Origin of the sequence: Salegentibacter sp. T436, assembly GCF_001932675.1 — a bacterium.
Lineage (GTDB): Bacteria > Bacteroidota > Bacteroidia > Flavobacteriales > Flavobacteriaceae > Salegentibacter > Salegentibacter agarivorans.
Window position 1 is genome coordinate 1,992,943 of sequence record NZ_CP012872.1, and the last position, 15,684, is coordinate 2,008,626.

At 36.2% G+C, this 15,684-nt stretch carries 8 protein-coding genes; 2 read left to right on the plus strand and 6 right to left on the minus strand.

Annotated features, from left to right (window positions below):
* Window positions 1-4: 4 nt before the first annotated feature.
* Complete coding sequence (locus AO058_RS08830) at window positions 5-1,156, plus strand: alpha-hydroxy acid oxidase (protein WP_075326103.1); 1,152 nt, start codon at window positions 5-7, stop codon at window positions 1,154-1,156.
* Window positions 1,157-1,608: 452 nt separating this feature from the next.
* Here AO058_RS08830 and AO058_RS08835 read toward each other — a convergent pair whose 3' ends face one another.
* From AO058_RS08835 to AO058_RS08860, 6 genes are all read right to left on the minus strand, one after another.
* Window positions 1,609-2,403, minus strand: a complete 795-nt coding sequence (locus AO058_RS08835) for a glycoside hydrolase family 16 protein (protein WP_075326104.1) — start codon at window positions 2,401-2,403, stop codon at window positions 1,609-1,611.
* A gap of 27 nt (window positions 2,404-2,430) precedes the next feature.
* Window positions 2,431-4,191, minus strand: a complete 1,761-nt coding sequence (locus tag AO058_RS08840; RefSeq protein WP_198036143.1) for a beta-N-acetylhexosaminidase — start codon at window positions 4,189-4,191, stop codon at window positions 2,431-2,433.
* 9 nt (window positions 4,192-4,200) lie between these two features.
* Window positions 4,201-5,877 carry a sulfatase family protein gene (locus tag AO058_RS08845; RefSeq protein ID WP_075326105.1) on the minus strand — a complete coding sequence of 559 codons (1,677 nt, stop codon included), beginning with the start codon at window positions 5,875-5,877 and terminating at the stop codon, window positions 4,201-4,203.
* Between the two features lie 94 nt (window positions 5,878-5,971).
* Complete coding sequence (locus AO058_RS08850) at window positions 5,972-7,528, minus strand: sulfatase family protein (RefSeq protein WP_075326106.1); 1,557 nt, start codon at window positions 7,526-7,528, stop codon at window positions 5,972-5,974.
* A gap of 201 nt (window positions 7,529-7,729) precedes the next feature.
* Window positions 7,730-9,187 carry a RagB/SusD family nutrient uptake outer membrane protein gene (locus AO058_RS08855; protein WP_075326107.1) on the minus strand — a complete coding sequence of 486 codons (1,458 nt, stop codon included), beginning with the start codon at window positions 9,185-9,187 and terminating at the stop codon, window positions 7,730-7,732.
* A 17-nt stretch (window positions 9,188-9,204) separates the two neighbouring features.
* On the minus strand, window positions 9,205-12,219 hold the full coding sequence (locus AO058_RS08860) for a SusC/RagA family TonB-linked outer membrane protein (protein WP_075326108.1): 3,015 nt from the start codon (window positions 12,217-12,219) through the stop codon (window positions 9,205-9,207).
* A gap of 421 nt (window positions 12,220-12,640) precedes the next feature.
* Between AO058_RS08860 and AO058_RS08865 the strand changes: the two genes are divergently transcribed.
* Window positions 12,641-15,589, plus strand: a complete 2,949-nt coding sequence (locus tag AO058_RS08865) for a ligand-binding sensor domain-containing protein (RefSeq protein ID WP_075326109.1) — start codon at window positions 12,641-12,643, stop codon at window positions 15,587-15,589.
* Window positions 15,590-15,684: the final 95 nt, after the last annotated feature.

The following is a 15,684-nucleotide window of genomic DNA, read 5'->3' on the forward strand; positions in this document are numbered from 1 at the left end:
AAATATGGCTAATAATTTCAATTCTCAATATCCTTCTATAGAAGATCTTCGAGCAAAAGCTAAAAAAAGAATCCCCGATTTCGCATTTGAATACCTGGATGGTGGATGCAATGAAGATGTAAATTTAAATATTAATACATCTGATATTCGTAAAATTCAGTTAGAACCGCGATATCTTCAAAATTATAAAGAAGCAGATACGACTACAAAATTATTTGGAAAAGAGTATAGTGCACCTTTTGGAATTTCACCCGTAGGTTTACAAGGACTAATGTGGCCTAATTCGCCTGAAATACTCGCCAAAGCGGCTTTTGAACATAATATTCCCTTTATTTTAAGTACGGTTACTACTATGAGTATTGAGCGTGCCAGTGAACTTACACAGGGTAACGCCTGGTTTCAGCTGTATAATCCGGTAGAAGATGAGGTTAGAAATGATATCTTAAAAAGGGCGGAAGTAGCAGAGTGTCCCGTTTTAGTACTTTTATGTGATGTGCCTACTTTTGGTTACAGACCCAGGGATATTAGAAACGGGCTGGCATTACCACCAAAAATGTCGGCGAAAAATATCTTTCAAGTTTTAGGAAAACCAAGTTGGACATTAAATACTTTAAAACATGGAGTGCCTACTTTTGAAACCTTAAAACCCTATACTCCCGAAGGTTTAAACCTTAAACAGCTAGGGAAATTTATGGATAAAACCTTCTCCGGAAAATTAAATGCTGAAAAAATTAAACCTATACGGGATAAGTGGAAAGGCAAGTTAGTTCTTAAAGGAGTTTCTGCACCACGTGATGTGGAAGATGCTATAAAAATGGGATTTGATGGTGTAATTTTATCTAATCACGGCGGGAGGCAGTTGGATGCAGCGCAATCAACTATTTCAACTTTACCCAATATCGCTAATAGATATGGTGATAAAATTGAAATAATGATGGATAGTGGTCTTAGGTCTGGACCAGATATTGCCCGTACTATGGCTGCTGGAGCAAAATTCACCTTTATGGGAAGATCCTTTATGTATGGTGCCGCAGCTTTGGGGAATAAAGGAGGAGATCACACTATAACTATGCTAAAAACACAATTTAAACAAGTAATGGATCAGTTATGTTGCGAGAAGGTAGAGGAACTGCCAAATCATTTCATACTTAACTAACGAAGAATTATTACAAAAATTAAAGCGCTTAGAGTTGTAGTAATTTATCCTAGGCTGTTTTTTTGATGTTTTAGACATTTAATGTGCAACCATATTAATCTAATTTTCATTAGTGGTTCACGGTTTTATTGACTCAGGTAGAGGTAAAATGGCTGGATGCTATTAAACCGGAATATGATTTCAGTGTTTTAGACCTGTTAACTCCATTCCTGGAAAACTAGATTTTAGATAATTCGAAAAAGATTGAAATTATTGAAGCTATTTTAGTGGTAGATACTTTATTTGAGCCTGCAGTTAGGGAAAAGTTTCCTGTTTATTACAAAGTTTAACGCAAAAATGCTAATTACTGATAATATTTGAGGTTGATTTATAAGTATGTTTTTTTGAGACACTATTCTTGGGACACACTCCTTAATAAATATTTTTAAATTTCTGAATCTGCACCATTTACATTATATTTCCTTATAAACCCGCACCCAATCTACCAGCATTTCAATGGGCAAATCTTCATCTTTAATGCTGCCAACCCAGTTTCCCCCAAGGGCCTGATCCAGAATAATAAAGAACTCCTGGTTGAAAGGCCATTGCTTTGAATCGGCATGTTCAATTTTTGGATAAGAAAATGTCTTTTTTCCATTAACAAAGAAATCTAAGCGATTAGGGTACCATTCCACCCCATATACATTATAGGTATCTATCTTAAATGGAATCGTGGTGAAATATGACGGATACTCCTTTTTTTCCTGAATATCTATATAATTGGTATGCAAAGTTTGATAAACGATGGTATCATAGTTTAGATGTTCCATAATATCTATTTCCCCACTATGTGGCCACCCACCATATTTGGGATCTTGAGGCATCATCCAGATGGCAGGCCAGGAGCCTTTTCCTTTATCCAGTTTAGCTTTCACCTGAATTTTCCCGTATTTAAAAGAAAATTTATCGGTGGTTCTAATACAACCGGTATTGTATTTTACCGTATCATTTTTATTGGTATTTATAATGCCACGCAAATGTAATTTGCCATCTTTAACGAATCGTGTAGCATCTGAGTCTGTACAAAAGCGTGCCCAATCTGCTGAATTTCTGGGTGCGTGAGACCATTTCTCAGTATCGGGTTTACCTTCATTTTCAAACTCATCCTGCCAAATTAGTTCCCATTTCCCATCGGGTTTATCCTGGATATTTCCTGTACCACATGCGGCTAAAAGACAGGCAAAAAATATAACTACTATCTGTTTCATCTGATTTAAAAGGTTTTGAAGATATTTTTAATATTCCGATTGTTCAAAAAATTCTGGGTGGAACCTAACTCCATTAGTCTTCCATCTGGTGTAGTGCCCCATATTTAAACGCCGGGTAAATTCCGTAAAATTTTTGTCTTTCCTATTGCTCCAAACCGCTTCGCTAAAGGCAGCCATTCTTGGTAATAACATGTATTCTAAATGTTCTACCGATGAGATAAACTCGGTCCAAATTGCAAATTGTGATCCTAAAACGTATTTAGCCTCTTTTGCACTTAAAGCTTCTGGTACCGGTTTGTAATTATAAACTCGTTCTAGGGTGTTGATAGAGTAGGGGGCTGCCTGTGGCTCTAGTTCGGGATCAGCTTGGTAACGGTTAAAATAGAGAGGATCACTAGGGCTCATAACTACATCGTGACCAGATTTTGCAGCAGCAATTCCACCTTTTTCCCCCTGCCAACTCATTACGGTCGCGTTTGGTGCCAGGCCACCTTCCAGAATTTCATCCCAGCCCAGGAGTTTACGGTTGTTTGCCTGTAGAAATTTCTCCATGCGTTTTATAAAATAACTTTGCAGTTCTTTTTCATCTTTCAGGTTTTCATCTTTAATTCTTGCCTGGCAGGTTTCACATTTTTTCCAATAAGATTTATCTACTTCATCTCCTCCCATGTGAATATATTCTGACGGAAAAATATCCATAACTTCTACTAATACATCTTGTAAAAACAGGAATGGAGCTTCTTTCCCGGCACAATAATTAAACGCCATATTTTCGGTGTCTATCACATCGTTCCAGAGGTTTGATCCTGGAGGATCCTGTTTTGGCTGTGCGCAGGAGAATTCTGGATAAGCGGCAAGAGCTGCGGCAGAGTGTCCCGGCATTTCTATTTCGGGAATTACCCTAATATTTCTTTTTGCTGCATAAGCAACCACTTCCCGGGCTTGTTCCTGAGTGTAAAACCCGCCATAACGGTAAGGCTTCCCGGTTAATGGTTCAGCATAAGTAGAATCTTTTTTGTAAAAAACACTACCCGGTATTTCTTCCCGCCAGGCACCAATACTGGTTAATTTTGGATATTTTTTAATCTCCAATCGCCAGCCTTCATTATCGGTTAGATGCCAATGAAAAGTATTTAGTTTATAAAAAGCCATTAAGTCCAATACCTCCTTAATAGTTTCTACGGAATAAAAATGCCTGCTTACATCCAGCATCATACCACGCCAGGCAAATGCCGGTTCATCGGTAATTTCCATAGCCGGAAGCGTAATTTTTTCGTTGGTACGAATGCCTGGAAAATATTGCAGAACGCTCTGCACTCCATAAAACACACCGGCCACAGCAGGTGCAGAAATAACAATACGGTCGGTGGATATTTGTAATTTATAACCTTCATTTTTTAGATCTAAATTTTTATCTATTTCCAGTTTTATCGTCTTGCCTGCAGTTTGGTTTATAGGGAGCTGAATTCCGCTTAAGCGTTTTATCTGTTTTTGGAAGTAGGTAGTCATCTCTTCTAAACCATGTTTTTTGGAAAATTGAAGAGAAGTATTTTTATCTACTTCAAATGCCCCTGCTGCAAGTTCCATTTTTGAAGGCGCAGGGATAAGTTGAGCTTGCATTAAATTAGATACTCCAAAAATAAACAGAAAAAGAATTAGAGTGCTAAAGCTTTTTTCTAGCCACAAACTTTGCGGTGGCGGAATTAGTTTTACTGTAGTTTCCGGCACTTTTAGTGAGAGCAACTCCGGAGCTAAATTTGGGGAGTTGTTATTAAAATTGATTTTCATAATTACTACTTATTTATCTTCGTAGACCTTAATAAACTGCTTATCCAACTCTTCAGAGTCTTTATATTTTTTTCGAGTTTCTTCTAACTTTTTCATCATCATTTCTTTTACTTCGGCATAATCTGGATCGTAGAATACATTGTGCAATTCTTGCGGATCATTTTTTCGGTCATAAAGCTCCCATTCATCTACATCATAATAGAAGTGGATAATCTTATAATCTTTAGTAGCAATACCATAATGTCTTTTTACAGTATGCTCGCCAGGATATTCATAATAATGGTAATAAACAGCATCTCTATCCCAGGCCTGCTTTTCACCTGTTAGTAATGGTAATAAACTCTTACCCTGCATCTCATCTGGAGCATTAACACCTGCAGCATCTAAAAAGGTTTGTGCAAAATCCAGGTTCTGCACCATTTCCCCTTCGGTGATACCTGCTTTTATTTTATTTGGCCATTTTATAAGTAAAGGAGTTCTAAAAGATTCTTCATACATAAATCTTTTATCGAACCAACCGTGCTCTCCCAGATAGAAACCCTGGTCTGAAGTATAAACAACTATGGTGTTATCAGATAGGTTATTGTCATCTAAATAATCCAACACCCGACCTACATTCTCATCTACTGAGGCAATAGTCCCCAGGTAATCCTGCATATAACGTTGATACTTCCATTTCATTAAATCTTCATCATCCATCTCTGGATATTTCTCAGCAAACTCTTTATTTATAGGATCGTAGACCCTATCCCATGCAGCTTTTTGCTCTTTATTCATCCTATTGGTAGGATCTCCCAGGTAACGCTCTTTTATTCCCAGTTTTTGAATTGTTGTATCCTTCAATTTATTATCATTAGTTAGGATCATGTGGGTAAGAATATTCATTTCAGCCGTTTTTGCGGCTGTACTTTTACGGCTTTTTGGAGGGGCTAAATTGTATTTTTTAGATGCTGCATCGGGAGAACTAGCTTCAAGGTCTTCAGGATGGATACGGGTGTAATCATCAAAAAGCGTTTCGGGTAATGGGAATTCTTTTTTAGTAAATTCTTTATAATGTCTTTCTGCCGGTAACCAGGCCCGGTGTGGCGCTTTGTGTAGATACATTAATAGGAATGGTTTTTCTTTATCGCGTTTTTCCTCCAGCCAGTTAATAGTGAGATCTGTAATTATATCGGTAACATAACCATCTATGACGGTATCCCCGTCTTTGGTTATAAAGCGAGGGTTATAATAACTACCCTGGCCGGGTAGGATTTTAAATTCATCAAAACCTTTTGGATTGTTTCCAAAGTGTAATTTTCCAAACATTGCTGTTTGGTAACCGGCATCCTGTAAGATTTGTGGGAAAGTTATATTAGTAGTATCAAACTTACTAAGGTTGTCAATTTTCCCATTTAAATGACTGTGCTTGCCAGTTAATATAACAGCTCGCGATGGGGCGCAAATAGAATTGGTTACAGAAGCATTGTTGAAAAGAACCCCTTCACTGGCCAGCCTGTCAATATTTGGTGTATTGATAAGTTTATCATTATACGCACTTATTGCCTGGTATGCATGGTCGTCAGACATCATAAATACAATATTTGGCCGTTTGTTTTCTGTCTTTTTCTGTTCCTCTTGATTTTTACAGGAGAATAAAGCTGCTACTATACATAGCGAGCAAAGGAATGTTTTGTAATTTAACATATAACTTAATTTAGATTTTCGCTTATTTAATGCTAGGAAATAAAGGTTCGGAAATGGGTTACCAGCATTTTGTAAGATTTATATTTCCGGGTTGTCAGTCAGTTGTGCTTGTGCCTAATACTTTAGAATCTCTAATTTTATTGAGGGCTGCTGCCATTTCTTTTGTTTTTTCTGGCATTTTTGAAGCCAGGTTTTCTGTTTCACCCGGGTCTTTTTTAAGGTTATAAAGCTGTGGCTCTTGATTAAAACCCGTTTCTATTTCTACACCCCAGGGCACCATTGAAGGTCCAGAATGAGGTTCTATATATTTATAATTCCCCTCAATATAAGACAGGACATTTCTAATCGCTTGTTGAACCACGGACTTTCTACCTTTAGCTTGTTCTCCAATTAGAGTGTTCCAGTGGTTTTGACTGTCTATAGCTATATCTTTAGGAAGATTTTGTCCTGTAAAAGTGGCAAAGGACCTTAAGAAATCTACCTGGCTCATCAATGCAGTAGATTCCTGATTGGATTTTACTTTACCTTTCCATTGCACTAGAAAGGGTACTCTTGTGCCGGCCTCGAAGGTGCTGTATTTTCCACCACGAAAGTTTGCGAAGGGATCGTGTTCTGCTAATCTTTCTGCAGCGCCATCGACATAACCATCATCTAAGACGGGACCGTTATCACTGGTGAAAATTAAGAGGCTGTTTTCTTCTAAACCTAATTCTTTGAGCTTTTTTTGAACTGTGCCTACCGTATAATCCAATTGCACAATTACATCACCACGCGCACCTTTTCCGGTAGTGCCGGCAAAACGCTTATGGGGTACACGGGGTACATGAATATCATGGGTGGCCAGATAGAGGAAAAATGGAGAGTCTTTGTTCTCTTCTATAAACCCAACCGATTTATTTATAAGAACATCGGCGATATCTTCATCCTGCCATAAGGCTTTTTCCCCGCCGCTCATATAACCAATTCGGCTTATCCCGTTGGTGATACTTTGGTTGTGTCCATGGGAATACATCATTTTTAATTGTTCTGGGTTTTTACTTCCGGTAGGACCCTCATCCAAGTTTTTGCGATAGCTTACAGTTATTGGATCTTCAGGGTCCAGGTTTACTACACGGTGGTTTTCTACAAAAACGGTTGGTACCCTATCACCTGTAGCGGGTAGGAGGTATGCATAATCAAACCCTATTTCCAAAGGGCCCGGTTTAATATCTTTGTTCCAATTAACCGGCGCCTTTTTTCCCAAGCCAAGATGCCATTTTCCTACTACCGCAGTTTTATAGCCAGCTTTTTGCAAAACTCCCGGCAAAGTAGTGCTTCCGGGCAATATAAGACTCGTAGCATCACCTGGCGCCACTCCTGTACCCTGCTTTCTCCAGGCATATTCCCCGGTAAGCATGGCATATCGGGAAGGCGTGCAAGTTGCTGCAGCTGCATAGGCGTTGGTGAATTTTAAACCATTTTTAGCTAAGTTGTCTATATGCGGAGTAGGAATATCTCCTCCATAACTGCTAATATCTCCGTATCCAAGATCATCCGCATAAATTAGTACGATATTGGGAGAGGTGATATTTTGGCTTTTCACTTGTAAGGGAATAAGCCCCAGGGAATTAAATATTAAAAGATATATATAAGATTTTAGATAAATTTTCATCTATATAGTTTAAAAATACGTTGCAGTTCTATCATTCAATTTATATAAATTTTGAGTTATATATGTTTAAGATTTTTTATAAAATACTGGTAATAAAAAGACAGGTTACTATTTCAAACCTGTCTTTTATGGCTAATTACAAATTAATTGGTTATTTTAAGATTCTGGGAAAATTAACGTAATATTTTTTATAGATGTTTTTTATTCCCAAGCTGGGTTCTGATCTAAATTTGGGTTAGCATCTATTTCTTCTTGTGGAATTGGGAAATAATCATACTTCTGCGTATAATCAGATCTTTCTAAATTGTTAAGAAAGACATCATCTCCTATTCCCCATCTAATAATATCATACCATCTTTCTCCTTCAAAATGAAATTCAAGTGCCCGTTGATGTCTAATTTCTGCTAAAATTTCCTCTTGGGACAAGTCTCCATTTAATGGGGATAAATTAGCTCTTTCGCGTATACTATTTGTTGAACTTATAGCCGATGGAAGGTTGCCTAATTCAGCTTCAGATTCTGCGTGCATTAGTAATACATGACTCAATCGCATAATACGTTCATTTATTTCTGATCTCCAAAGAGAAGCTTCTGAAATCGGTTTATCCCATAATTGAAATTTTTTCCAAGCGATGTAATCTAAATCTTCTGCAAAGAAATCTTTAAATGGAACCTGGTAAATCTGAGCCTCAGGATAGTTCCAGATAAAGGTGTCGTACATCCTAGGGTCAATATCACCATCAACAGTTTTTTCTTTCTGGAACTCCTCAAAAATCCACTTACTGGGACTTAATACGTAATATCCACCAACACCAGCAGGAGCAAAATGTACCGCTCTTTGATTATGTTGAGAACTCACGGAGGAAAATGTATATTGAATTTCAAAAATAGACTCACTATTATTTTCATGGCTTTCATCCCAATTATAGTAACTATTTTCTACCAGGGAGAACTGCCCACTATCTATAATGTCCTTAAAAGTATCCGCTGCAAGTTGCCATTTTTCATTATATAAATATGCTTTTCCCAAAAAAGCCTTTGCCGCCCAAGAAGTAGCGTGGCCGGTTTTATCTAAAGAATAATCATTGGGTAATTGGGTAGCGTCCTGGAAATCAGTTTCTATTTGGCGCCATAGTTCTTCTTCGGTAGCTTTTTCAGGAAATTTCGTTTCTGGTACAGAGGATACTATTAAAGGCACTTGCTTAAAATTGGTTGCTAGAACAAAATACGCTAAACCTCTTAAAAATTTTGCTTCAAGAATGATCTCATTTTTTCTTGTTTCATCCATTTGAATCCCAACTGCGTTATCAATAACTTGATTTGCGCGGTAAATTAAAATATAGGACTCTTTCCACATATCTCTCGCAAAAGTATTGGAAGGATCATTTGTGAATAAATCTGGTCTGTAAATCTGTGGATTTTGAAGTCGCGCTACAATATCATCACCTCTGGAATTCATATTTTTATAACCTTGACTACTCCATAAGTAAGTTTGTTTCAGTGCACTATATGTTGCTGTCAAACCTTTCTCAAGTTCATTTTCTGTATTCCAGAAAGTTGCATTGGTGATTTGAGATGGGTCTTGTTCATCTAAGAAATCCTCACAACTGGTAAATCCAACAAGAACTATAAATATGCTTATTATTTTGAGTGCTTTCATAACTTAATATTATTTTTTTATAAAGAGATTTGTAAACCTATCCTATAGGTTTTCGAATATGGGTAAATACCTGTATCAACTCCACGATCTAACAAACCAGAACTTGAATAAATGTCCGGGTTATAGCCTGAATATCCTGTAAGGGTAAAAAGGTTTTGTGCTGCTATATAGATTCTGAAATTACTAATACCTTCAATTAAATCCTTAGGTAAGGTATAGCCTAGTTGTAAATTTCTTAATCTTAAATATGAGCCATCCTCTAAAAATCGATCACTAGAGCTACGTCCATTTCGATTGGGATCTAATCTGGTTAACCTCGGTATATTAGAGGGATTGTCCTGGCTCCAGGCATCTAATAGTTTAGTGCCCAGGTTTGTGAAATTGCTCATTCCTTCGATAGAATAGGCCGTTCCATTATATATTTTATTCCCATGAGAACCGTTGAGAAATGCATTTATATCAAAATTCCGCCAATTTAATTGGACATTAAATCCATACGTAAAATTAGGCATTGAGGATCCAGAATAAACTCTATCTTCTGAGGTTATAACTCCATCATTATTAGCATCTTTAAACCGAATATCTCCTGGTAAGGCATCGGGTTGTATGGGATTTGTGTTTCCGGATTCATCGGTATAGGTATAATTATTTATTTCCTCTTGATTTTGAAAGACTCCGTCAGTTTCAATTAGGTAGAAAGCTCCAACCTTTCCACCTTCTTTGGTCAAGGTGGTATTTTCGGCTAAATGGTAGGGTGCCCCTGCCCAAATTGTTTGTTCTCCACTACCTAACTTAAGTACTTTGTTGTCTACAGTACTTAAATTAGCAGACAGATTTAGGTTCATTTCGCCAATATTTTTATTCCAGTTAACATCAAATTCCAATCCTCTATTTCTTATTTCTCCGATATTTTCATAAGGATATAAGTTTGATCCATTGGAAAATGGAATTGGTACTCTTAAAAGTAAGTTTTTTGAATTATTAGTATAATAATCTGCCGTAATAGATAAACTATTCTGGAACATGCTTAGATCTAAGCCTATATTTTTACTTACATTGGTTTCCCACTTGATGTTTGGAGAAGCTAAATTTAGTTGAGTAGCACCAAAATCAAGACTTTGATCCCCTCCAAAGGGATAGTGTTGTGTAGAATTTATTAGTGCAGAGAATGCATAGTTGCCAATTTCTTGATTTCCCAATTCTCCATAGCTAACGCGTAATTTAAGATCATTTATTAGATTTTCTTCAGGAAAAAAGTCTTCATTTGATATCCGCCAGGCAAACGAAGCTGATGGAAATAGGGCCCACCTGTTTTCCTCCGCAAAACGCGAAGACCCGTCTCTTCTTAGTGTTGCTGAAGCCAAATATCGATCATCAAAATTATAATTAATACGTCCAAATTGAGATGCTAATGTATGATTCCATTCCAATCCAGAAACAGATAAATCTTGTGTGCTAGCTCCAAGAACTAATATATTATCTGGTAATCCATTACCATAACCATATGTATTTCTGAATGATTCTTTTTGAGAAGAAACTCCTAATAAAAAATTGAAGATGTGTTCTTTAATTTCCAATTCATAATCGGCAGTCCCTTCAACAATCCATGAGATATTACGATTTCTATCCTCGCTCATATTATTGAGTGGATTCTGTAATGTGCCAAGATTATATTTTTTTACATGAGTTAGGTTGTAACCATTATTTAATGTACCACCTGTATTTAATTTTATATTTAAATTATTTATAGGCTCATAATTCACTGTGAAATTTCCTCTTATGAAATCGTTATTTGTATAATTAGTATATATATTCTGTGCAGCTACAGGGCTTATAATATCGAACATCGCGCCGTAAGTACCTCCATAACCTCCCAAATTGCCAGGATTGTACACAGGAACCGTGGGTGGCATTTCCAAAACTCTCCAAACAGCATTTGCGTTTGTATTATCTGTCCTACTAATAAAGGCATTAAGATTTTCAGAAAAGGTAAATTTTCCCTTTTTAAACTCCGAATTTATCCGAGCAGATAGTCGTTCAAAACCGGTGTTTAGAGCTATACCATCCTGATTAAAATAATCTATTGAAGTATTTACTTTCGCCTTTTCGGAACCACCGGAAAAATTCAAATTATAATTTTGAATTGGAGCTGTAGCATAAAATTCTTTTGACCAATCTGTACCAGCGCCATAGGTCTCGGGAGAATCTGAATAGAATGGCTCTAATCCATCATTAACAAAAGCCTGATTGATGGTTCTCACATGTTGCTCGGCATTCATAACCGGTATGCTTTTGCCTAGGTGATCGAAACCAAAATATCCATTTACTGTTAATTTAAATTCCCCACTCCGAGCTCGTTTAGTTGTGACAAGAACAACCCCATTGGCAGCTCTTGAACCGTAAATTGCCGCAGAAGCTCCATCTTTTAGAACTTCTATAGATTCTATATCATTAGGAGAAATACTATTTATATCACTTGGTATACCATCAATAATATATAAAGGATTATTATTACCTAGGGAAGAAGTTCCCCTAATTTTAATATCTACTCCTGCCCCAGGACCGCCTGAATTTGAAGTGACTTGTACACCTGCCATCTGGCCTTGGATAGCATCACCTACATTTCCAGTGCCGTATTTTTCTATTTTTTCCTGCTTTATTGAAGAAACTGCACTCGTTAAATCACTTTTTTTAACTGTACCATAACCAACTACAACCACTTCATCTAAAGCTGCGGCATCTGTTTCTAGAATAATATCAATTTCTTTTCGGCCATTTACTTTTATCTCTTTACTGGCATAACCTATATAGCTGACTTCTAGAATAGCATCGTCGGGAATGTCAATTGAAAAATTACCATCAAAATCACTCATTACCCCATTGGAAGTACCTTTCTCCAGAATATTGGCTGCGGGGATAGGCATTCCAGTTTCAGCTTCGGTTACTTTTCCCGATACGGTAATAGACTCCTGTGCTATTAAAATTGATTGACACGATAATAAGATCGTGCAAAAAGTCAAAAATCTTTTCATCTTATAAAAATTTATTGGTATTTAGTTAGTAAAATCTCCTGTTTTTCAACCTGTTGAAAATTAATTAGTAGTAAGTATTTTTTCATGCATATTGTTTATGTTAATTTTTAAGGATTAAAATTTAAGTTTAGTTAAAATTGCATCTCAAAAAGTTTCGATTTTATAAGAAACTGTAGGCTATATCGTTTTCGGGTTAATTCTTTGTGGAGACGAATTTATAGATATGTTAAATAAATTTGTATTTTGCGGGTATACATTTGGGTTACATTAACATTACTTTTGAGTTAGCAAATACCTATAAATTACTCATAATCATAGATATATGTTTTTATATCCATTTACAAGGCTAGAAATTTTGTTATTTAATAGTTTCACTTCACACTTTTTTAAGAGTATTTTTTTAAAAATCATATTTATTTTTGTGTCAATAGTAACTTATGCGCAAGAACCTGTTTTGCAGTTTGAGCATTTAGATATGAGTGATGGTTTTTCTGATAATAGAATAAATCAGGTGATGCAGGATCAAAATGGAATTATTTGGGCTGCTACAAAATTTGGTGTCAATAGCTACGACGGAGATCAGGTAAGATTGTATCCTTTAGATAAGAGCATTACTATTTACAAGTTACAGGTAAAAGGAGAAAATAATATCTTGGTTGGAACCGATAGAGGTTTATACAACTATAATAAGGAAAAAGACCGATTTGAGCTTTATCGTTCCGTGGATAAGAAAGCCACTGATCCTATCTTTAACCAGAAGATTTTTAGCATTTCCATTTCCAATTCTCACGATTTCTGGATTGGGGGAAGCACTGGAAAATTTTATTTTATTCAGGAAGGTAAAAAGAATTATAGCTTTAATGCCTGCCGATTGAACCCGAGCTTTCCCAATGCGGATATTATTTCCCTTTCACAAGATAGGTATGGAAAGATATGGCTGGGAACCAGTAACGGTGAAGTCTGGAGTTTTGATCCACGATCAAAAGCACTGCATCCTTTACAAGAAATAGAAAATCATTATCCCATTAGTGATATTTTGGTTGATAGTCAAAGTCAAGTATGGATAGCTAGCTTAGGTAATGGCCTTTATAGATATAATTTGGAGTCCAAAGAATTAAGTCACTATACAGCTAAGGCTAAAAGAGGAGAAAGTATTAATAACAATGTAGTTCTGGGATTATATGAGGGTAATAATGAGCGGTTTTTTATAGGGACTGATGGAGGTGGGATTAATTTGTATGAGCCGGTAAAGGACAAATTCACCTATTTTAAACAGGAAGATGGTGAATGGGGATTATCGGATAATTCCATTTTTTGTTTTGGTAGGGGGATGCATAACGTAATATTTGCGGGTACCGTTCACGGTGGCATTAGCTACTTTAAGGATCGTATGAGTGTATATAATGTTTCTCCGCATAAATTAGCTTTTGAAACCGATAAACAAGGCTCCCGAATTCTTGAAGATTCTCAGGCTAATCTGTGGATCACAGCGGGGAGAAATGGCTTACGGAAGTATAATCCACAAACTGGTGAGGTTAATATTTTTATTGATGATAAAAATAATGCCAAGGATCTATCGGGCGATATTATTCTTTCCATGCTGGAGGATGAAAAAGAGCGTATTTGGATAGGCTCATTAAGAAAGGGTTTGAATATTTATGACACCAATAAACATAAATTTATAAGTTTCATAGGAAAAGAAAATTTAGGTGGTATTTACGCTATTGAAAAAGGATCAGATGGAGATATTTGGGTAGGAACTTCAAATGGAATTGTAATATATAATGAGCAGCTTAACATTATAAAACGACTCAATACCCATACTTGCGAAGGTTTAAGTGATAATAGAATAACTAGCCTTTATAAGGATGCAAAAGGGGAAATCTGGGTAGGTACTGAAAATGGGCTAAATATTCTATCTGCAGAAGGTAAGTGGTTAGAAAGTTTTTATACTTCTAATAAGGACAATACAAGCTTAAGTGGAAACCATATACTCTCAATTCAGGAAGGCCCGGATTTATCGGTTTATGTAGGAACCTATGGTTTTGGATTAAATAGGTATTCCCGAAGAGATAAAAAATTTGAACGAATAGGGGTGCAGAAAGGCTTATACGGAAAAATAGTCCGCGGCATTCTAATAGACCATCAAAAAAATATTTGGCTTAGTACCAACCTCGGGTTAAGCCGAATTAATAATGACACGATTAGTAATTTTGGAATACAGGATGGGATTACTCCTTTTCGTGGAGGGGAGGCGAGTTTAAGTAATTCTGGTCGTGTTTATTTCGCGGGAAATGAAGGTTTATCATACTTTGAACCGGAAAGCTTACATCAGGAAATATCTCAACCACGTGTTTTTTTTACGGGTTTTAAAATAGTTGAAGAAGAAGGTTCTAGAGAAATAGAACCTTCCGGCTTTTTGGATAAGCAAGGATCGGATATTTTAAAACTCCAGGCGGATTTTAGCCTTTTCACCGTTAATTTTTCGAGTTCCAATTATTTCGATCTTGAAGACACAGAGTATTTTTATAAGTTAGAAGGCTTAAATAATGAGTGGCAAGCATTAAACAAACTTAATTCCATAACTTTTTCCAATCTTGCTCCCGGAGCATATAATTTACATGTGACAACTAAAAAGGGTACAGAAGAACCCTCCATTCATAAAGCAAATATTGAGTTTTTGGTGTTACCTGCTTTTTGGCAACGCCGGGAAGTGCAAGTAATCTCAATATTGTTATTAGGCTTGAGTATATTTTTTCTTACCAACTGGCGTAATAGAAATATTAAAAAACAGCGTGATGATTTTAAAAAGATTGTTGCTATTAGAACCCGGGAAGTAGAAAAAGAAAAGGATAAGGCCTATAAAAATGAATTGGAATTATTGGAAACGGAAAGACAAAATGAGCAACTCAAGCAAAAAAGGTTGAGTGATGAATTGAAATTTAAAACTGAAGAACTTACTAATAGTACCCTGAGAACCGTTCATAAAAATAACTTACTAGTTGAAATAAAAGAAGATTTCATTGCGGAAGGAAAAAAGCATATTGAGCTTAAAAAATTTTTCGATCAAATCGTAGGAAAAATAGACGATAGTTTGGCCATCGATACCGAATGGAAACAATTTTACTCCATATTTAAACAGGTACATCCCAGTTTTATCCCCAGCTTAAAAAAGGAGAATCCTTCTCTTACTGATAGGGAATTGCGTCTATGTGCACTGATTAAATTAAATTTTCCTTCTCAACAAATTGCTACATTATTTGGTATTTCCCTGAGCTCTATTAAAGTGGCTCGGCACAGATTAAGAAAAAAATTAGAGATAGAAGAAGGTATGTCTTTCGAAGATTTTTTTGAGTTTAAGGGACTTTAATTTAAAATCTGATATTTACCTAATAAAGATAATTATTTTTGGTGGGAAGGATCTTTGTCCGCACCAAAAAAAGAGGCTGTCTAAAAAGTATTTAG